The sequence below is a fragment of the Microbacterium sp. BG28 genome, assembly GCF_034044005.1.
GTDB lineage: Bacteria > Actinomycetota > Actinomycetes > Actinomycetales > Microbacteriaceae > Microbacterium.
The window spans coordinates 475,739-493,703 of sequence record NZ_JAXCHA010000003.1; the positions used below are offsets into that span (position 1 = coordinate 475,739).

The 17,965-nt window shown below is 70.0% G+C and carries 20 protein-coding genes; 8 read left to right on the top strand and 12 right to left on the bottom strand.

The window, feature by feature from the left end:
• Nucleotides 1–89 precede the first annotated feature (89 nt).
• Nucleotides 90–500 carry a DUF2255 family protein gene (locus SK224_RS13370; RefSeq protein ID WP_320435160.1) on the top strand — a complete coding sequence of 137 codons (411 nt, stop codon included), beginning with the start codon at nt 90–92 and terminating at the stop codon, nt 498–500.
• A 144-nt stretch (nt 501–644) separates the two neighbouring features.
• Here SK224_RS13370 and SK224_RS13375 read toward each other — a convergent pair whose 3' ends face one another.
• From SK224_RS13375 to SK224_RS13400, 6 genes are all read right to left on the bottom strand, one after another.
• Nucleotides 645–2,015: an NtaA/DmoA family FMN-dependent monooxygenase gene (locus SK224_RS13375; RefSeq protein ID WP_320435161.1), complete on the bottom strand. Its 1,371-nt coding sequence runs from the start codon at nt 2,013–2,015 to the stop codon at nt 645–647.
• A gap of 72 nt (nt 2,016–2,087) precedes the next feature.
• The gene (locus tag SK224_RS13380; protein WP_320435162.1) at nt 2,088–2,720 is read right to left on the bottom strand and encodes an XRE family transcriptional regulator; all 633 of its coding nucleotides are present in this window, start codon (nt 2,718–2,720) and stop codon (nt 2,088–2,090) included.
• Between the two features lie 50 nt (nt 2,721–2,770).
• On the bottom strand, nt 2,771–3,589 hold the full coding sequence (locus SK224_RS13385) for a class I SAM-dependent methyltransferase (RefSeq protein ID WP_137418969.1): 819 nt from the start codon (nt 3,587–3,589) through the stop codon (nt 2,771–2,773).
• Complete coding sequence (locus SK224_RS13390) at nt 3,586–4,374, bottom strand: ABC transporter ATP-binding protein (RefSeq protein WP_320435163.1); 789 nt, start codon at nt 4,372–4,374, stop codon at nt 3,586–3,588. The genes SK224_RS13385 and SK224_RS13390 overlap by 4 nt, the downstream gene beginning before the upstream one ends.
• Nucleotides 4,371–5,378 carry an ABC transporter substrate-binding protein gene (locus SK224_RS13395; RefSeq protein WP_320435164.1) on the bottom strand — a complete coding sequence of 336 codons (1,008 nt, stop codon included), beginning with the start codon at nt 5,376–5,378 and terminating at the stop codon, nt 4,371–4,373. The genes SK224_RS13390 and SK224_RS13395 overlap by 4 nt, the downstream gene beginning before the upstream one ends.
• A gap of 25 nt (nt 5,379–5,403) precedes the next feature.
• Complete coding sequence (locus SK224_RS13400; RefSeq protein WP_320435165.1) at nt 5,404–6,486, bottom strand: iron ABC transporter permease; 1,083 nt, start codon at nt 6,484–6,486, stop codon at nt 5,404–5,406.
• A 90-nt stretch (nt 6,487–6,576) separates the two neighbouring features.
• Between SK224_RS13400 and SK224_RS13405 the strand changes: the two genes are divergently transcribed.
• The 6 genes from SK224_RS13405 (at nt 6,577) to SK224_RS13430 (ending at nt 10,207) form a co-directional block, all read left to right on the top strand.
• Nucleotides 6,577–7,206 (top strand): hypothetical protein, encoded by a 630-nt coding sequence (locus tag SK224_RS13405; RefSeq protein WP_320435166.1) that lies wholly within the window; start codon nt 6,577–6,579, stop codon nt 7,204–7,206.
• A gap of 11 nt (nt 7,207–7,217) precedes the next feature.
• Nucleotides 7,218–7,682, top strand: a complete 465-nt coding sequence (locus SK224_RS13410) for a hypothetical protein (RefSeq protein ID WP_320435167.1) — start codon at nt 7,218–7,220, stop codon at nt 7,680–7,682.
• A 55-nt stretch (nt 7,683–7,737) separates the two neighbouring features.
• Nucleotides 7,738–8,694: an alpha/beta hydrolase gene (locus SK224_RS13415; RefSeq protein WP_320435168.1), complete on the top strand. Its 957-nt coding sequence runs from the start codon at nt 7,738–7,740 to the stop codon at nt 8,692–8,694.
• A 91-nt stretch (nt 8,695–8,785) separates the two neighbouring features.
• Entirely contained in the window at nt 8,786–9,259 is a 474-nt protein-coding gene (locus SK224_RS13420; protein WP_320435169.1) for a hypothetical protein, read from the top strand.
• 67 nt (nt 9,260–9,326) lie between these two features.
• The gene (locus tag SK224_RS13425) at nt 9,327–9,593 is read left to right on the top strand and encodes a hypothetical protein (protein ID WP_320435170.1); all 267 of its coding nucleotides are present in this window, start codon (nt 9,327–9,329) and stop codon (nt 9,591–9,593) included.
• Between the two features lie 236 nt (nt 9,594–9,829).
• Complete coding sequence (locus tag SK224_RS13430; RefSeq protein WP_320435171.1) at nt 9,830–10,207, top strand: PLD nuclease N-terminal domain-containing protein; 378 nt, start codon at nt 9,830–9,832, stop codon at nt 10,205–10,207.
• Between the two features lie 417 nt (nt 10,208–10,624).
• On the opposite strand, the gene SK224_RS13435 is transcribed toward SK224_RS13430, so the two are convergent.
• The 5 genes from SK224_RS13435 to SK224_RS13455 form a co-directional block, all read right to left on the bottom strand.
• Nucleotides 10,625–12,274 carry a sensor histidine kinase gene (locus tag SK224_RS13435; protein ID WP_320435172.1) on the bottom strand — a complete coding sequence of 550 codons (1,650 nt, stop codon included), beginning with the start codon at nt 12,272–12,274 and terminating at the stop codon, nt 10,625–10,627.
• Nucleotides 12,275–12,361: 87 nt separating this feature from the next.
• Complete coding sequence (locus SK224_RS13440) at nt 12,362–12,838, bottom strand: hypothetical protein (protein WP_320435173.1); 477 nt, start codon at nt 12,836–12,838, stop codon at nt 12,362–12,364.
• A 57-nt stretch (nt 12,839–12,895) separates the two neighbouring features.
• Nucleotides 12,896–14,308, bottom strand: a complete 1,413-nt coding sequence (locus tag SK224_RS13445; protein WP_320435174.1) for an HNH endonuclease signature motif containing protein — start codon at nt 14,306–14,308, stop codon at nt 12,896–12,898.
• An 89-nt stretch (nt 14,309–14,397) separates the two neighbouring features.
• Nucleotides 14,398–15,426, bottom strand: a complete 1,029-nt coding sequence (locus tag SK224_RS13450) for a hypothetical protein (protein ID WP_320435175.1) — start codon at nt 15,424–15,426, stop codon at nt 14,398–14,400.
• 30 nt (nt 15,427–15,456) lie between these two features.
• The gene (locus tag SK224_RS13455; RefSeq protein ID WP_413816802.1) at nt 15,457–15,810 is read right to left on the bottom strand and encodes a MerR family transcriptional regulator; all 354 of its coding nucleotides are present in this window, start codon (nt 15,808–15,810) and stop codon (nt 15,457–15,459) included.
• A 166-nt stretch (nt 15,811–15,976) separates the two neighbouring features.
• Here SK224_RS13455 and SK224_RS13460 point away from each other — a divergent pair, with 166 nt between their 5' ends.
• A complete protein-coding gene (locus SK224_RS13460; RefSeq protein ID WP_320435177.1) occupies nt 15,977–17,503 on the top strand; it encodes a SulP family inorganic anion transporter in 1,527 nt (508 codons plus the stop codon).
• Nucleotides 17,504–17,512: 9 nt separating this feature from the next.
• Here SK224_RS13460 and SK224_RS13465 read toward each other — a convergent pair whose 3' ends face one another.
• Nucleotides 17,513–17,782, bottom strand: coding sequence for a helix-turn-helix transcriptional regulator (locus SK224_RS13465; RefSeq protein ID WP_320435178.1), 270 nt, complete (start codon nt 17,780–17,782; stop codon nt 17,513–17,515).
• Nucleotides 17,783–17,965 lie beyond the last annotated feature (183 nt).

The following is a 17,965-nucleotide window of genomic DNA, read 5'->3' on the forward strand; positions in this document are numbered from 1 at the left end:
GACTTCGGGCCTCATCTCCGACCTTCGTGAGCGGATGCGGGTGCCGCCGCATCCGTCCGTCGGGTGCGCACGCGCCCTAGGCTCTGGGCATGACGGATGCGCTGCTCGCCCACCTCGATGCCACCTCGACCGTGACCGTTGTCACGACGCGCCCTGACGGGGGTGCCGTGGCCACTCCGATCTGGGCCGTCGTCGTCGGCGACGCCGCCTACGTGCGCGCCGCGTACGGGGACCAGACGGCGTGGTTCCGCCGTGCGGTGTCGGGACGACCGGCCGCGTTCACGCTCGCCGACGGCGCGCGGGCCGAGCAGGACCCGGTGGCAGCGCTCGACGACCCGCGGGTCGCGGTGACGTTCGCGCGCGTGGCCGCGGACGACCCGGTGCAGGATGCGGTCTCCGCCGCCTACGCGGCGAAGTACGCGGCCGACTTCCCCGAGCACGTCCCGCCCGTGGTCAGCGCCGAGTCGCTCCGGCACACGCTCGTCGTCCGCCCCGCCTGAGCGGGAAGCGCCGCCTGACGTCCCGGGCTGGCCTCCGTCGCGTCGGAGATTCACGCGGATGTCGGAAGATCTGGGCCGAATCCTCCGATGTCGCGCGGTTTCTCCGACGAAACGACCGGAACGAGAGCGTGCGTCCCGGTCGCGTCAGCGGCGGTAGCGGGCCGCGGGGTGCCAGTCGGGAAGGCGCGGGCCGTCGGCGTCGGTGAGCATCTCGCGGAGCGTGCCGGTGCGGGGCGTCTCGGGCAGCAGGCCCCGGCGGCGCAGTTCGGGCATGAGCTGGTCGGTGAACTCCGTGTAGCCCTCGATACCGCCGTACCAGTTCTCGACGAGGAAGCCGTCGACATCCGTCTCGGCCACGAACGCCTCGACCTGGTCGGCGACCGAGGTGACGGTGCCGGTGAACTTCATGCCGCCGAACGTGGCCGGCAGCGAGTCGAGGATCTCGCCGATCGTCGGGCTCGTGCCGTCGGGGTTGCGCCACATGGCGAGCATCGTGTGGCCGACCTCCGTCGAGACGTCGTCGAGCGTCGCCTCGGGGTCGAGCTGGGCGAGGTCCACGCCGGACCACCCGAGAAAGAGTGCGGCCGTGGCCTCGCGGGTGGCGGTCGCGTTCAGCTCGGCGCGCAGGCGCTCGGCCTCTTCCTCGGTGTCGGCGATGATGAACGACGCGCCGTTGACGACCTTGATGGAGGATGCGGGGCGTCCCGCATCCACGGCCTTCTGACGCAGGCGCGCGATGCCGGCCGCGAGGCGCGCGGCGTTGCGGTCCTGCGTGAACACGCACTCGGCGTACTGCGCGGCGAAGGTCGTGCCCGCCTCGGAGGTGCCCGCCTGGAACAGGGTGGGCGTACGCTGCGGCGACGGCGTCGCGGGGAAGTAGCCGTCGAAGGTGAAGTACGTGCCGTCGCGGCGGATGCGGTGCACCTTGCTCGGATCGGCGAAGACCTTGTTCTTCTTGTCGGCGCGGACGGCGTCGTCTTCCCAGGCGCCCTCCCAGAGCTCCAGGTCGAGGTCGACGAACTCGGTCGCGGCGGCGTAGCGCTCGTCGTGCGGGGTGACCTGCGTGCGGCCGAGCAGTCGCACGAGCGCCTGCTGGTTGTCGCTCGTGACGATGTTCCATCCGATGCGACCACCGGTGAGGTGGTCGAGCGTCGTGAACGTGCGCGCGTTCAGCAGGGGCTGCTGCGCGGTGGTGGATGCGGTCGCGACGAAACCGATGCGCGGAGTCGCCGCGGCCAGCGCCGACATGATCGTGAGCGGGTCGTGCACGGGGAACTGCACAGCCTCGCGGATGACGGCCTCGGGCACCTCGCCGGCGTCGTTCATGGGGTAGCCGATGGCCTCGGCCATGAAGAAGAAGTCGAAGCCCGCCGCATCCAGCTTGGTGACCATGTCGGTCCAGAACTCGAGCGTGGCGAAGGCGGCGGTGTCGCCGCGTTCGTGGTGCCAGCTGTTGCCGATGAAGTTGGGGGTGAACTCCTCGAACGCGCCGAGGACGAGCTGTTTGGTGGGCATGCGGCCACGCTAGGAACGGCGTGTTTCGCGGGTGTGACCACCGTCCGCCGTCGATGTAACGATTCGTGTGAGTTATCGCTCAGGGTCGATGTCTGTGCCGGTGCCGTGGCGATGCGTCGCGCCGGCGGCGGTGATGAGCAGGACCTCGGTCGTGCCGGTCTGCGCGGCGGGCACCATCCAGGAGTGTGCGCCGCGCGCGTCGACCCAGAGGGTGTCGCCGGGGTGCAGCTCGACGTCGTCGTGGTCGGCGTAGCGGTAGATGAGAGAGCCGGAGAGCACGTGCACGATGTCTTCGCCGTCGTGCGCGTAGGTCACGTCCTCGTACCCGGCCGCCAGCTCGAACCGGTATGCCCCGAGCTGTCGCCCGCGCGCACCGGCGATCAGTTGGGTGTAGGTCTCGCCGTCTTCGCCGCTGCTTCTGTCGCTGTCTCGCATCGGGATGCGGGAGCCGCCGCCGGCGCGCACGACCTCCAGGCGGATGGGCTGCTCGGGCAGCAGCGCCGCGGCCGAGACGCCGAGGGCGCCGGCGAGGCTGTACAGCGAGGCGATGCTCGGCATCACCCGGCCGTTCTCGACGTTCGTCAGGAACGGCTGCGAGACCCCGGCGGCCGCCGCGAGAGCGCGCGTCGAGAGCTGACGGCGCGTGCGCTCCTCGCGCACGGCACGGCCGATCGCAGCGGCGGTGGGGGAGGGCTGCTCGCTCATGCGCCCCAGCCTAGGTGAGGCGGACCGTGCGATTCGTCAGCACTATCAGATCAGCGCACGGCGTAGAGCACGACATCGTCGAGGTAGCGCCAGACCGTGCCCGATTCCCGAAAGCCCGCGCTGCGCAGAGCTGCGAGGTGGAACTCCAGTGACACGGTCGGCGGGGCGACCCGCAGTTCTTCGCCCCAGACCCGCTCCCGTGCCGCGAACGCGTCGCGGTAGCGCTCGACGGATGCGGCTGCCGCCCACCAAGCGTCCCACGTGTCCACCTTCGACTCCGCGGCGTCGCCGGTGAAGGATGCGTGCTGCATCGCGGCGTCGTCTTTGGCCGCGATCGCGCGCAGCGTGGGCTCAGCGGCCGCATCGTACGAGAGATGGTCGCCGTTGAGCACGATGCCGCCGGGGCGCACCAGTTCGGCCAGCTCGCGATACACCCGCACGAGCGTCTCGGGCTGCAGCCAGTGCAGCGCGGTCGAACTGACGACGGCGTCGAAGGGTGCTGCGGCGACGGCGGGAGCCTGTGTCCACGCCGCATCCGCCAGATCGACCGCGACCACCTCGGCGTGCGTGTCGCCCGCGAAGGTGTCCGCGGCGATCTGCAGCAGGACGGGGTCCTTGTCGGCCACGACGAGGTGACCAGCGGGTACGTCGGCGCGCACGGCGTGCGCGAGAGACCCGGGCCCTGCGGCGAGGTCCAGGATGCGTGGTGCCGACGTGTCGTCGACGACGGCCGCCACGACGCGCGCGATGGTCTGGAATCGCTCGGCGCGGTGGCGGATGTACCCGGTCTGCTGCGCGTCCCAGCGGGCGAGCAACGTGCGGGCCTCGGTCAGTTCGGCGGAGGTTGCGGAGACGGTGGCGAGAGTCATGCGGGTTTCTTTCCGTGGAGGGGGTGTGCTGTGGGGGAGTGTCGGCGGAACGCGAGGGCGGTGTCGCCCTCGCCGGTCGGGAGCTCGAGGGTGCGGACGCGATAGAGGGGATCGATGACCGCGGCGGTGAGCACGGCTGCCGCGGAACCGGATGCCGCCACTCGCCCTTCGTCGAGTACGAGCACGTCGTCGCACACGTGCGCGGCGAGTTCGAGGTCGTGGAGGACGACGACGACCGTCTCGGCGACGCGCCGCAGGAGCGCGCCGATCTCGAGACGATGGTGGATGTCGAGGTGATTGGTCGGCTCGTCGAGCACGGCGTGTGATGCGCCGTGGGCGATTGCACGGGCCAGCCCCACGCGCTGCAGCTCGCCGCCGGATAGCTCGGCGACGCGTCGTCGTGCGTGCGGAAGAAGTCCGACCGCGTCGAGGGCGTTCACCACCCGGCGGTCCGTCTCGGCCGCACCGCGCACACGTGCCGACAGTGCGCCGAGTGCGACCTCGTCGCTGACGCGCACCGAGGGGTCGGGGTCGACGTGCTGACCGACGAAGGCGATCCGCTCTGCGGCCCACCGACGGGATCGGCGACGCAGCGCGGTGTCGTCCAGCGCGACGGTGCCGCTGCGCGGGATGTGGGCGCCGACCAGGCAGCGCACGAGAGTCGACTTGCCGCTGCCGTTCGGTCCGACGATGCCGGTGACCCGGCCGGTGCGAGCGGCCAGGTCGACGCCGTGCAGCACAGGGTGCCCGCCCAGCTCGACGACCAGGCTGCTCGCGGAGATCACGGCAGGTCCGCGAGGAGCTTGCTGAGCTCGGCCGGCCCGCGCGTCGAGAGCACCGACGGCGGGTCGGTGTAGGGGAACGCGAGGGCGACGACGCGGCCATCCTTCACGGCGGAGAGGCCCGAGACGCCGGGCGCGGAACGGAATGCGTCGATCGTGGCCTGCGGGTCGCCGCCGGAGTAGAGCAGCACGATGGTGTGCGGGTCGCGCGAGAGGAGGTCCTCCAGGCTCGCATCGAACACACGCTCCGGAGTGTCGGTGTAGACGTTCTGCAGCCCCGCTGCGGCGAACACGGGGGTGACCATACTGGGCCCGCCGTAGGGCGAGAGCGTCGTGCCGCCGGAGGACACGTAGATTGCGGCCGCGGTGCCCTGGTCGGCTACGTCGGTGCTGCCCAGGTCCGCCCGTGCGTCGGCGATGGCGGACGCGGCGAGCTCGGGCACGCCGAGCATGGCGCCGAATGTCGTCAGCTCGTCCCAGACGCGCTGGAAGGTCGCCGTCTGCGTGTACGCGGGCGGCGGGCTCTGGCAGTAGGCGCTGGGGCTGTAGACAGGAATGCCCGCCGCGGTGAGGGCGACCCGGTCGACAGCGCTTTCCGGGGCGATGACGAGGTCCGGTTGTGCCCCCAGGATGCTCTCCTGCGAGACGATCGAGCCACCGGTGGCGTTCTTCTGCGTCGAAAGCACGGAGAGCGTGTCGATCATCGCGACCGTGGCGGGTTGGTACAGATCCGCTTGCGGGGTGGCAGTGACGGCGACGACGCGGTCGACCGCATCCAGTGCCTCGAGCGTGGCGAGCGCATCGTTGTTGACCATGACGATGCGCTTCGGTGCGTGCGTGAGTGTCACGTCGGATCCGCAGTTGTCGATCGTCAGCGGGTACTGCGCGTCCGCCGTGGGGGAAGCGGGGGCATTCGACGCCGTGGATGCGCTCGTGCACGCGGTGAGGGATGAGGCCGCCACGACGACGGCGATCAGTCCCGCGATACGGGGAGGGTGGGCTTTCATGGGGTCCTTTCGGGTGGGGACGGGCTCAGCTGTGACTGCGTCGGAGCAGCAGAAGGAGGACGGGGGCGCCGAGGGCGCCCGTGATGACACCGACGGGGATCTCCTGCGGGGCGAAGGCGGTGCGCGCGACGGTGTCGGCTGCGACCAGAAGTGCGGCACCCATGGCTGCGGCGGCGGGGAGCGCGAAGCGGTGCCGCGCTCCCGTGAGCGCGCGGGCGGCGTGGGGGACGATGAGCCCGATGAAGCCGACGCCGCCGACACCGGAGACGACGACCCCCACCATCGCCGACGTTCCGGCCATGAAAGCGAACCGAGCGCGTTCAGGATCGAGGCCCACAGCTCGGGCCGAGTCGTCGCCGGAGGCGAGTGCGTCCAGACGCCCGGAGAGCAGGGAGAGCAGCAGAAGGCCCACGAGGGTGGCGATCGCTGCGGCGGTCAGAACCGTGGGCTGCACACTTGTGAGCGAACCCAGAAGCCAGAACAGCACGGATCGCGCCGCCTCGGGCGAGTCGGTCCAGAACAGCAGGAAACTCGTGACGGCTGTCAGCGCGTAGCCGACGGCGAGCCCTGACAGCACGAGTCGGGAGGGCCCGCGTGTTGCCGCGCTTCCCGCGATCACCAGCACCAGGACGGTCGCCAGCACAGCGCCGGCGAGGGCGGTGCCCGAAAGGGCGAGGCCGGTCGCGGCGCCCGCTACGAGGACCACGAGGGCGACGCCGGCGGATGCGCCCCCGTTGATGCCGAGCAGGTATGGATCGGCGAGCCCGTTGCGGGTGAGGGACTGCAGCACGACGCCCGCGACGGCCAGTGCTGCCCCGGCCACGACGGCCATCGCGATGCGGGGCGTCCGTGTCGTCCAGACGATCTGGTCGGCCATGGGCGGGATGTCGGCGGGCATCGCAGACCCGGTGACGTGTGCGGCGATGATGCGCACGATCACGGCGGGATCGACGGGCACCGGGCCGATGCCGAGCGCCACGATGGCGACGATCAATGCGGCGAGCCACAGCGCGCCCACGGTCGCAACGGCATGGCGGCGCGAGGTCGCCAGAGCCGCGAGGACGCGGCTGCGCGGGGGAGGCGCCGCGGTCGCGGTGGCGTCGAGCACGGAGATCCGCCTGTCTTATTGAGAACCGTTATCAACTATACGGGATGCGAGACAACGCTTCTGACCGCGCCGCATCCGTACACTCGACGCGTGATCGATCTCGCCGCCGACGAAGCGTTCCGGGCGCAGGAGTCGCGGATGCGGCTGCGGCACAGGAGGCAGCTGCTGTGGGCGCTGGTGGGGGTGTGCGTCGTGGCGAGCGGACTCATCTGGGCCCTGTGGGTGGTGCCGGTGTCGCAGTCGGTCGCGGCGGCGCGGCCGACGCCGCTGGGCCAGACGATGGAGCTTCCCGCCGAGGGCGTCACCGGGGTGTGGGCTTCGGGCACGGCCGCGTTGCTCGGTCTGGTGGAGTGTCGAGCCGAGACCGCCGACGGGAGTTCCCTGCGCACCTGGTCGGCACCGTCGCCGGGGTGGGAGGACACGCTGTGGTGGATGACCCCTCGGACCGGGTTCTCCCCGGCGCGCAGCATCGCGGATGCGGGCGGGGCCGCCGCATCCGTCACTTGTTCGTCGCAGCTCGACGCGTACGACGGGCAGTTCCTGCTGGCCGGCGACGTGACAGCCGCGGGCGGCGGCGTGGGCCTCGGACGGATGGGCAACATCGACTATCCCACCGGCACGCTCCTTGCGCTCGGGGCCGTGGGGCTGCCGCTGTTCGCATTCCTCATGACGATCGTGCTGCTCGTGCAAGGCCTGCGTACCCGCCTCTCGGGCCGATAGCCTCGATCGGTATGAGCGCCGTCACCTATGCCTGTATCGAGCCGGACTGCGGATGGCGGCAGGCCGTGTCTTCGCGCCGAGCGCGTTCGACGGATGCGGTGCGCGAACGCACCGTGCACGGTGGCGTCCACGGGCATGACCCGAGCTTCGCCGTGCGTGAGCGCTGGGCGTGGCTGTGGCCCCTGTTCGCGCTCAACCTCGTGTGGCTGGCCGTGAGCGTGTACGCGGCGGTGACTGGCGACTTCGCGGTGGGTGTCTTCGCGCCTCAGGTGGCGATGCTCCAGGCGTGGTGGATCGCCGCGATCGAGATCGTGATCATCGCGGTCGGTACCTTCTCCTACGCGTCGACCGTGCCCGCCGGCGCCTCCTTCTGGCGTCGCGCGTTCGCGGGACTCACGATGTCCGCCTTTCTCGCGATGGTCGGCAACGCCGTAGGCGTCCTGGCGCTCCTCGGCTGGATCTCGTCGGCATTGTGAGCGTTCCCCGCTTCGCATTGCTGTTGTTCATCGGCTCGATGTTCGCGTCGTCGCTGTGACAACCGAGTCCGCACCTGTCGTCGACGTGCGCCGCGTTGCATGCGGCACGGCCTACACGCGCGTGTCCTCCATCCGGGCGGAGGGGGAGCGCTCCTTCGTGCTCGTTGCGGGAATCGGCGTCGCGGCGACCTACTTCGAGCGCCTGGCTCCGCAGCTGAACGAGTTCGGCGCGGTGCACGCGCTCGACCTGCCCGGGTTCGGCGGCGTGCCGCATCCGGGATCCGCCATGTCGATCGCGCAGTACGCGGATGCGGTGGAGGCGGTGCTCGACGAGCTCGCCCTGGTGGACCCCGTGCTCGTCGGGCACTCGATGGGCACGCAGATTGTGAGCGAGGTCGCGCGGAGGCGGCCGGAGATCTCGACGCTCGTGCTCATCGGTCCGGTCGTCGACCCTGCCGCGCGTCGGCTCCCGCGTCTCGCGCTGCGGTTCCTGCGATCGACGTGGCACGAACCGCTCAAGATCAAGGTGCTGGCGCTCGGCGCCTACCTGCTGTGCGGCCCGCGATGGTTTCTGCGGGTGCTGCCGGAGATGATGCGGTTTCCGATAGAGGAGCTGTTCGCCGACATCCGCGCTCACACGCTCGTCATCCGCGGCGAGCACGACGACGTGGTGCCGCGCGCGTGGGTCGAGCGCGCGGCGCGTGAGATCCCGTTCGCGTCGACGTGGGAGATCGCAGGCGCGGCGCATTCCGTCATGCACGGGCATGCCGAGGGTGTCGCGCGGCTGTGCGTCGCGTTCGCGCGGACGCCCCGAGACACCGACGGCGAACTCAACCTCATGTCGGATGCGGAGGCAGAGGCGCCCGAGCCGCGCGCGGCGAGCGTGTCGGCCGCGTTCCGCGCGTTCACGGCGCGGTTCGTCGAGTTCGTCGGCGTGCTGCGCCGTGACGATCGCGAGGTCGCGCGCGGGAAGACCTCGCACGCTCGGATCATGAAGGAGCAGCAGGACTGAGGCGGCGACGTGGAGCTCGATGCGGGGGCGCTCCGCTCCACAATCTCACCGCGGACATTGCTCGTCGTGGGGCGGCGACAATACTGGGTGCATGTCTGCCTTCAACGACCTGCTCGGGCTCCTGCTCGGACCCTCTCGTGAGCCACGACGCGGAAAGAAGGAGGAGGAGCGCCTCGCCGCGCTACGGGCGCGGCGGACGCCGGAGGTCGTGACCGAGCTCGCCGACGACGAGGTGTTCGTGTTCGGCAGCAACGCGGCGGGCCAGCACGGTGCGGGTGCGGCGCGCGCCGCATTCGAGAACTTCGGTGCGGAATGGGGAGTGGGTGCCGGGCCGACGGGCCGCTCCTACGCGATCGACACGATGAGCGGCTTCGACACGATGCTCGAGCAGATCGTCGACTTCCTCGAGTACGCGCAGGCGCATCCCGACACGACGTTCCTCGTCACGCCGATCGGCACGGGCATCGCCGGGCACAAGGCCGAGAACGTCGCGCCGTTCTTCCAGGCGGCTCCGGAGAACGTGGTGCTGCCGCAGGTGTTCGTCGACGCGCTCGACGCGCAGTGAGCCTCCGCTTCTTCCGCCACCTCGGTGCGGGCCGCGCACGACGGGATGCGGCGGCGGGGCCGCTGTCGTGACAGCTGAGCCGCCCCGCCGGCGTTTCCGGCCGCCGCTCGTCGTGCTGGCGCGGCTGTTCGCGATGCAGGTGTGGGGCGTCATCCTGGTCGTGGTCGGCACCGTCATGCGCGTGCATCTCGCGGTCGTGTTCATGGCTTCCGTCCTCGTGCTCGTCAGCCTGCTGCGCGCCTGGTGGGAGCCGTCGCCGACGACCCGCTGGATGGCCTGGATCTCACCGCTCCTGCTGGTCGCGGCCGTCATCATCTGGCTCGTTGCGAGCTGAGCGCGGGCTGGCCGCATTCGTCGCCGTCGCCTTCCGCGGCTGACGCCGAAGGCGCACTCGCGCGGGCTGGTCGCATCCGTCGGTCGGAGGTTCGCGCGTTTGTCGGAGGATCCGCGCGGAATCCTCCGACCGGACGCCCTTTCTCCGACGGCCGGACGTGGGGACGCGGGCTGAGCGGGCCGGATGCGGGCTGCGCGACCGTTGCGCTCGGCGGCTCGCTGCGGCACGTTGGATGCATGCCGTTGCTCGCGCTGCTCATCTTCGCCATGATGGTGGTCGCTCTCATCGACGCCATCACGCGCCGAGACGATCAGATCCGGTTCCTGCCGAAGGTCGCGTGGATCTTCTTCATCGTGCTGCTGCCGCTCGTCGGTTGCCTCCTCTGGTTCACGCTCGGTCGTGAGTGGAGCGGAGGGCGCGAGGCCATGAGCTTCGGTGACCCGCGCCGCTGGTCGAAGGAAGAAGCGGCGCCCGCTCCGGCGCCGCGGCCGCGCGACACGCGCACGACGGAGCAGCAACTCGCCGACCTCGAGCGCGAGGAGCGTGCCGCGGCCCTCGAGGCAGAGATCCGGCGTCGGCGTGCCGCGAAGGACAGTGGCGCCACGGGCGCGTAAACGGCCCAAACTTCTTCTTCTTCCCGACGCGCGTTCCGGCTGAACTCCTGCAGAACCCGATGTGCCGCGCGGATTCATGGGCGGATTGGGCGGATCTGCAGGAGTTCGGGCGGATGCGGGGCGCCGCCGCCCGCACGACTCCGCCAAACGTCTGGTTCAGGCCCGTGAGGTTACGAGTGGCCACGGATTCGGCGGAGTCGTGCCGAACTCCTGCAGAACCTGTCGTTCGCTCCCTCCTGGCATCGGGCTGGGCTGGATGTGCAGGAGTTCGGTCGCGCTGGGCTTCGCGGGGCCGGCGGGGGCGACAAGGCAAGGAGGCGACAAGGCAGGCAGGGCTGGCAGAGCGGACTGGGCCCGATGGCGCTGACGAAGCCCGGCAGGGCTGGCGGGGTCCGATAGGGCTGACACAGCCCCGGGTTACTCCTGACTGACCGTGTAGGGGTGCTGAGGGACGTCGAGCGTGAAGGTCGTGTGTTCGCCGTGGACGCTGTCGATGTGGATGTGGCCGCCGTGCGCCGCCACGATCGCGCGCACGTTGGTCAGGCCGAGACCGAAGCCTTGGATCGCCTGGGTGCGTGCGTACGGCGCACGGTAGAAGCGGTCGAAGGCGCGACGCTGCTCGCTGGGCGTGATCCCGTGCCCGGAGTTGGTGACGGCGATCGTGACGCGGCGTCCGACGAGGCCGTAGCGGACGGTGACGACGGAACTCTGATCGCCGAACTTGATCGCGTTCGTCACCAGCTCGGCGATCGCGGTCGTCAACTGGTCGCCGTCCGCGAAGACGGGCAGGGTGTCGGGCCCGGTCGTCTGCACGACCACGTCGTGGCTGTCGGCGAGACGATGTGTTCTCTCCGCGGCGTCGCGGACGAGCGCCGCGGCGTCGTTGCTGGCCCAGTTCGGCGGCTTGGCGCCGTCGTTCGCAGACAGGAGGTCCCGCACCCGGTCGAGCAGGTCGTCTGTCTTGCGGGTGACGATGTCGATGTAGCCGTGCACCTTCGTGTCGGCGGGGTCGACCGCGTCGTCGATCAGGTCGAGGAAGCCCGTGATGCTCGTGATGGGGGTGCGCAACTCGTGCGAGACCGTGCGCAGGAAGTGCTCGCGCACCTCGATCGCGTCTGCCAGCTCGGTCACGTCGTAGGCGACGACGACGGTTCCGAGCAACATGCCGTCCTCGCGGTGCACGCGTCCCGACGAGGCGATGATCGCGACCTGCGAGTCGGGCGGCCCGATCCACTCCAGGTGGTCGGCGATCGTCTCCCCGCGCAGGGCACGCGGGATGATCTGCTCCTCGTCCGGGATGCGGGTGATGCGGTCCGCGGTGAAGGCGTGCTCGCCGCTGTAGGGCGGGGTGTCGAGTCGGAAGCCGGCGATCTCCGTCATCCGGCGTGCGGTGGTGTTCGCGACGTCCAGGCGGCCGTCGGCGTCGTAGAAGGCCACGCCGGCGCTGACGGTGTTCAGGATGCCGAGGGCGATCGCTTCCGCATCCCTCGCGTCGCGGAGCGCCTCGGACTGCGCGCGGGACGCCGCAGCCAGGCGCGCCCCATTGCGGCGCAGTTGGTTGGCGGCGATGTAGACGATGACCGCGATGCCGAGGACGAGGATGGGAAAGGTGACGACGTTCGCCCACTCAGCCGGGGTCGCGGGCCAGCGGGAGATGTAGACGAAGCGAAACGACGTGATGAAGGTTGCACCGACGACGGCGACGAGCATGCCGTACCACCGGAATCCGTAGGCCAACCACAGCAGCGGGAAGAGCGCGAGGATCGTGACCGCGGGGACCAGCGGAGCAAGCTCTGCGCGCAGGAACGCGACCGTGACGATGTCGAGCACGGCGATCGAGATCATCGCGGACGGATGCAGTCGCTCCCACGGCACGGTGACGGCCGCGCACGTGGCGATGACGGTGAGGACGAAGCCCGTGACCATGGGCCAGTGCGTCAGCAGGGAAGGGTCGACGAGCGCTGCGACGGCGCCGAGGAGGACAGTGCCGAGGGCGAAGGGCAGCTGGGTGCGCCCGAAGACGCGCATGCGGCCTCGGGGACTCGCCTCCATCTCGAACAACGGCATTGCTGCTCCTTGGATCACCCGATATGAGATGACCATGCCATTGCCGGGGCGCGTGCGCCACCACCGATGATCGAGGCCGCTTCTGCGTTAGGAGCGTTGCGGCTTCGGGTAGGCGGCCCGGAGGTAGTCGGACTGCAGGTAGTCGGAGACGCCGATCAGCAGGATGGCGAACACGATCTGCTCGCTGATCACCCACCACGGGTACAGCCCCGGGATCGCCGCGAGGACGAGGGCGACGATCGGGAAGATGCGACTGAACAGCTGCAGGCGACGGATCGCCCAGTACCAGCCGGCGCGCGCTCGCCAGAGGAAGTAGAAGAGTGTCGTGGTGATGCCGAGGACGACGAGGCACCGCATCCAGACGGCGAAGCCGACGTCTTCGCCGGATGCGGTGAGCCAGGCCGACGTGACGATGGTGGCGATGCCGAGCAGGAAGCACACGACGAGCAGGATCGTGATCGCCCGGAAGGCGCGGCGCACGCGGGGGTCGTCGGGGCGGTCGACACGGTAGCCCGCCATGCGGCCGCCCGCGAGGCGGTCGAGGCGGCGTAGGAAGGTCTCCATGCACCCAACCTTACGCCTTACTGAAGGTTGATGGGGAGCTGAGGTGCGGACTGGGTCTCACGCGCAGTTCTGCCAGGGAGGCGGGTCATCGTCATCGTCATCGTCGTAGCGCGATGGCACACCGAGCGGGATCTCGTCGGGTACGAAGTGCACCGTCGGCGCGGGCGGATGGTCGAGGTACGGGCGACCGAGCGGTGAGGTCCAGGCGAGGATGCCGTCACCGATCTGCGTGACCTTCCACGCGGTGAACTGCTTCATCGAGTGGTGTCTCTGGCACAGCCCCGCGAGGTTGTCGAGCCGGGTCTTGCCGCCGAGGGCGAAGTCGACGGTGTGGTCGTGCTCGCACCGGAGGGCCGGCACCCGGCATCCGGGAAAACGGCAGTGCGCGTCGCGGGCGCGCAGTCGGCGCCGGAGGTCGGGGGTGGGCTGGTAGCGGTCGGTCGCGAGGATCTCGCCGCTGACGGGGTGGGTCAGGATGCGGTCCCAGCCGGACTCCGCGCCGACCAACTGCCGGGCGGTCTCGGCGTCGACCGGGCTGCGACCGGCGAGATCGGCGGGGTGCTCGTGGGTTCCCGCGAGCGCGAGCACCGGCACGACCACCTGCACGTGCGCGCGGATCGCGCCGAGTGCGCCCGCGCGGTCGTCGGTGCGCGTGGGGTCTGCGCCCGGCTGGGCGGTGAGAAGCATGTCGGCGAAGATGTCGGCGCGCAGCTGATCCATCGTGCGGCCGTCGGAGGCCAGGATCTCGTCGGCCTCGGATGCGGGCCGCCCCGCCGCGCGGGACTCGCGCAGGCGCTCGACGGCCCGCATCCGCTCGTCTTGGAGAGCTGCGCCCTGCTGCGTGAGCCGGTTGTGGATGCCCTCGCCGAGGATGAGGGGAAGGACCGCCGTGAGCTCGCACATGCCGTCGTCGAGCGGGTCGACGGTGATGCTTCGCCCCTCGCGGGCTTCGACATGGCGTTCGGTGAGCGTGCGCGGGTGGAGGCGCTCGGCGAGCATGCGCAGGGCGGGGCGCACGCGCCCGACGGTGTCGTTCTCGCACTTGCGGAGGGCCGCCGCCTCGAACTCGGCACGCGACTCGCGGGGGAGATGCGCACCCGCGTCGGCAATGGCATGGACGTGCCCCATGGTGATGCGGCCGGCGGCGAGGGAATCGAGCGTGGCCGGATACTCGTGGGCGATCTCGGCAGCCTGCGTCATGCGACGCTGCATGGTGCGATCGGCGATGCGAAGCGGGGTGGCCAGCTCGGAGGCGATCGCGCGGTGTGCCATGTCGCTGGCCGCTGCACTGCGCGTCGCGCCGGACAACTGGCGGCAGGCGAGCTCTTCTGCGCGTGCGAGCTCTCGGGTCATGCGCGCCTGAAGGGCGGCGAGGTCGGCCTGAGTCTTCTCGACCGCCGCAGCGATCTCGGCGAGCGTCGCCGCATCCGCGTCGGAGAACCCGACGGGGCGATACTCGGTCGAAGACATGTTCGTATTCTATCGCTCTTCGGATCCTCTGTATAGTATAAATGTTCGAATCACGTCGAACTCGCGAAAGGGGGTCCAGCCCGCATCTTTTAGAACAGGTCGAGGATCATCGACACGAGTCCGAGCGCGATGAACGCGGCCGGCACGATCGTCGAGGCGACCGCTCCCCAGGACGGGCGGGCACGCAGGCGGCGACCGGGGATCGCGATGGCGGTTCCGGCATCCGCGTGCTCGTCGCGGTACAGCTCGGTGCGATCGCGCATCTTGCGTCCGACGAGGTCGACGAGCGAGATGAGCCGCGTGAAGCCGCGCGGAGTCGAGAGTCGCCAGGGGCGTCCGCTGTAGAGCACGAGCCAGCCGTCGAGCAGCTCGGCTTCGCAGTCGGATGCGAGATCGATCATCAGCGCCATGAGGTCGGGGGTGAAGATGTAGAGCGCGTCGGTCTCGTAGCCGCGCGGGCAGAAGAGGGTGAAGGCGCGATCGAAATCGCCCTCGAGGCTCAGCCTCTGCTCGCCGCGGAAGCGTCGACCGGCGGTGCGCAGGACGCGGGCGCGACGGTTCTGGAGCACGATGTGGGGTGTCTGTCGGTCGAGGGCGACGGCTGCGATGCCGTGGCGACGTCGGGTGCCCGCGACCTGCGGAGCGAGGGTCGCGGCGGTGAAGCGAGGGAGGGTGTTGTCGGGCGGTCCACCGCTCAGGACGTCGGTCGTGACGACGAACGCGTCGGTGCTGGCCATGACGGAGCCGGGCAGGTGCAGGCCGACCGTGCCGCGGTCGCTGTAGGTCAGGTGGTTCGCGCGGGCGGTGCGGAAGATGCGCGCGGGGCGCGCGGCGTTGCGCCAGATGATGGCGCCCAGCGCCAGCGCGTACAGGCCCGTGAAGACGAGGAAGCCGCCGTACACGACGTCGGACAGCGCGGCATCGAGCCCGAACGCCGGCATCATGACCTTCAGGAGGATCGCCTCGGCAGTGAGCAGTGCCGCGATCGTGAGGGCGACGGCCCACCAGCGCCGCCCGACGGGCACCCCGGTGCGTCGATAGAACTCGCTCACCTCGGGCAGCGAGACCGGTCCCGTCAGCCCCGCGAGATCGAGCTCGGGGGTGCGGCGCGCGGGCATGGTGTCAGTGTAAGGATGCGGATGCGGCGGTCAGATCCGTGCGAGCAGCCCGAGGAACTCGTCGGCCATCGCCACCTGCCTCGTGAGTCGCTCGCGACGCTCCGACGCCTCCTGCTGAATACTCGCGAGGCGACCCCGCAGCTCCGAGTCGTCGGGGTGGGAGGCGAGCGCGTCGACGACCTCGAGCAGCTCGCGCATCTCGTCGAGGGTGAATCCGAGGGGCTTCATGCGCCGGATGAGCAGGATGCGGGCGACGTCGTGCTCGGTGTAGAGCCGGAATCCGCCGTCGGTGCGCGCTGAGGGCGGCACGAGTCCGATCTCGTCGTAGTGGCGGAGCGTGCGGAACGACAGCTCGGTGCGCTCGGCGACCTCGCCGATGCGCATCGTGTGCTCGTCTGACAAGGCAGGCTCCTCGGGATTCGACAGAAACCTCACGTTACGTTAGGTTTGCGCAGGCGATGCGGTGTCCGCATCCCCTCCCATCTTCTCGCGTCGGGCAGCCGATGCGGTGTTCTCGGGCGCACTGTGCCCTCCAGACGAAGGAGCTGCGTTGACCGCTCTCACTCCCGCATCCACCTCGCCGCGCCATCGGATCGAACCCACGGTGCTGCAGGCCGTGCGCAGTCCGAAGCTGCTGACGCGGGAGGTGCTTGCGGGTCTTGTCGTCGCGCTGGCGCTGATCCCGGAGGCGATCGCGTTTTCGATCATCGCCGGCGTCGATCCGCGGGTGGGACTGTTCTCGTCGTTCGTGATGGCGGTGGCGATCGCTTTCGTCGGCGGACGGCCGGCCATGATCACGGCCGCCACCGGAGCCGTCGCGCTGGTGGTCGCGCCGGTGGTGCGCGATCACGGCGTCGACTATCTCATTGCGACGGTGCTGCTGGGCGGTGCGATACAGATCGTTCTCGCGGTGCTCGGCGTCGCGAAGCTCATGCGGTTCATTCCCCGCTCGGTGATGGTGGGCTTCGTCAATGCCCTGGCCATCCTGATCTTCACCGCGCAGCTACCGCAGCTGTTCGGCGACGGCATTCCGTGGATCGTCTATCCGCTGGTGCTCGCGGGTCTGGTCATCATGTTCGTGCTGCCGCGCTTCACGAAGGCGGTGCCGGCGCCGCTGGTTGCGATCGCGGTGGTGACGATCATCGTGCTGGCGGCCGGCCTGCACGTGCCGACGGTCGGAGACCAGGGCACGCTTCCCGACAGCCTGCCCGCGCTCTTCGTGCCGAACGTGCCGCTGAGCCTCGAGACGTTGCAGATCATCGCCCCGTACGCGCTGGCGCTGGCGGTCGTGGGTCTGCTCGAATCGCTCATGACGGCGAAGCTCGTCGATGAGATCACGGACACGCGTTCGTCGAAGACCAGGGAGGCGTGGGGTCAGGGCGTCGCCAACATCCTGTCGGGGGCGTTCGGTGGGATGGGTGGCTGCGCGATGATCGGCCAGACGATGATCAACGTGAAGGCGTCCGGTGCGCGGACGCGGATCTCGACCTTCCTCGCGGGCGTCTTCCTGCTTGCCCTGGTGCTGCTTCTCGGCGACGTGGTGGCGATCATCCCGATGGCGGCGCTGGTGGCCGTGATGATCGTGGTGTCGATCGCAACGTTCGATTGGCACAGCGTGCGGCCGCGCACGCTCGCGCGGATGCCGCTGAGTGAAACCCTGGTGATGATCATCACCGTTGCCATGACGGTGTGGACCCACAACCTCGCGATCGGCGTCGTGGCGGGCGTTCTGGTCGCGATGGTGTTGTTCGCCCGCCGGGTCGCGCACCTCGTCACGGTGACGCGCGTGGTGGACGCGGAGGCCGAGGTTCCGACCGTGCGCTACGCGGTCGACGGCGAGCTGTTCTTCGCGTCCAGCAACGACCTGACCACGCAGTTCTCGTACACCGACGACCCGGAGCGCGTCATCGTCGACATGAGCCGGTCGCATGTCTGGGACGCGTCCACGGTCGCGGCGCTGGACGCGGTCGCGACAAAGTACCACCGGCTCGGCAAGACCGTGGAGATCGAGGGGATGAACGCCGCCGCTTCCTCGTTCCACGGCCGGCTCACGGGGATGCTCGGCGCGGGGCACTGACGGCGACGGTCACGCCTTCGCGAGACCGGCGGGCGGGAGCATCGTCGCGAGCTCGAGGTTCAGCACCAGCGCGAGCGAGACAAGAGTGTGCAGTCGCGGATTCGCGGGGCTGCCCGGGTTGGACTCGCCCTTCTCCAGCTTCTGGTACGTGAACGTCGCCAGGCCCGCTGCGCGAGCGACCTGCTCCTGGCTCAGGCCCCGCGCGGCGCGCGCCGCCGAGAGATTGTCGCCCAGCATCCGGCAGTACTGCGTCCACTGCTCGGCGGTGGTGATCGTCATGGACCAACTCTGACCCATTCGCGCGGATGCGGATACTGCCTGTGGAGAAGGCTCCGGGGAGGCGTGTGCTGGCTCCCCTTTGCCTTGCGAGGGGGTGAGCGCGCAAAGGGGAGCCAGGCGTTGCGCCCCACGGAGACCGCAACGCGTCCCTGGATTCCCAGGTCCAGTGACCATCGCTGTGTC

Excerpts from the sequence above, each read along its gene's own strand:
- SK224_RS13370 (WP_320435160.1), top strand. The coding sequence starts at position 90 with ATGACGGATGCGCTGCTCGCCCACCTCGATGCCACCTCGACCGTGACC.
- SK224_RS13375 (WP_320435161.1), bottom strand. The coding sequence starts at position 2,015 with ATGCCCACCAAACAGCTCGTCCTCGGCGCGTTCGAGGAGTTCACCCCC.
- SK224_RS13380 (WP_320435162.1), bottom strand. The coding sequence starts at position 2,720 with ATGAGCGAGCAGCCCTCCCCCACCGCCGCTGCGATCGGCCGTGCCGTG.
- SK224_RS13385 (WP_137418969.1), bottom strand. The coding sequence starts at position 3,589 with ATGACTCTCGCCACCGTCTCCGCAACCTCCGCCGAACTGACCGAGGCC.
- SK224_RS13395 (WP_320435164.1), bottom strand. The coding sequence starts at position 5,378 with ATGAAAGCCCACCCTCCCCGTATCGCGGGACTGATCGCCGTCGTCGTG.
- SK224_RS13410 (WP_320435167.1), top strand. The coding sequence starts at position 7,218 with ATGAGCGCCGTCACCTATGCCTGTATCGAGCCGGACTGCGGATGGCGG.
- SK224_RS13420 (WP_320435169.1), top strand. The coding sequence starts at position 8,786 with ATGTCTGCCTTCAACGACCTGCTCGGGCTCCTGCTCGGACCCTCTCGT.
- SK224_RS13430 (WP_320435171.1), top strand. The coding sequence starts at position 9,830 with ATGCCGTTGCTCGCGCTGCTCATCTTCGCCATGATGGTGGTCGCTCTC.
- SK224_RS13435 (WP_320435172.1), bottom strand. The coding sequence starts at position 12,274 with ATGCCGTTGTTCGAGATGGAGGCGAGTCCCCGAGGCCGCATGCGCGTC.
- SK224_RS13440 (WP_320435173.1), bottom strand. The coding sequence starts at position 12,838 with ATGGAGACCTTCCTACGCCGCCTCGACCGCCTCGCGGGCGGCCGCATG.
- SK224_RS13445 (WP_320435174.1), bottom strand. The coding sequence starts at position 14,308 with ATGTCTTCGACCGAGTATCGCCCCGTCGGGTTCTCCGACGCGGATGCG.
- SK224_RS13450 (WP_320435175.1), bottom strand. The coding sequence starts at position 15,426 with ATGCCCGCGCGCCGCACCCCCGAGCTCGATCTCGCGGGGCTGACGGGA.
- SK224_RS13455 (WP_413816802.1), bottom strand. The coding sequence starts at position 15,810 with ATGCGCATCGGCGAGGTCGCCGAGCGCACCGAGCTGTCGTTCCGCACG.
- SK224_RS13465 (WP_320435178.1), bottom strand. The coding sequence starts at position 17,782 with ATGACGATCACCACCGCCGAGCAGTGGACGCAGTACTGCCGGATGCTG.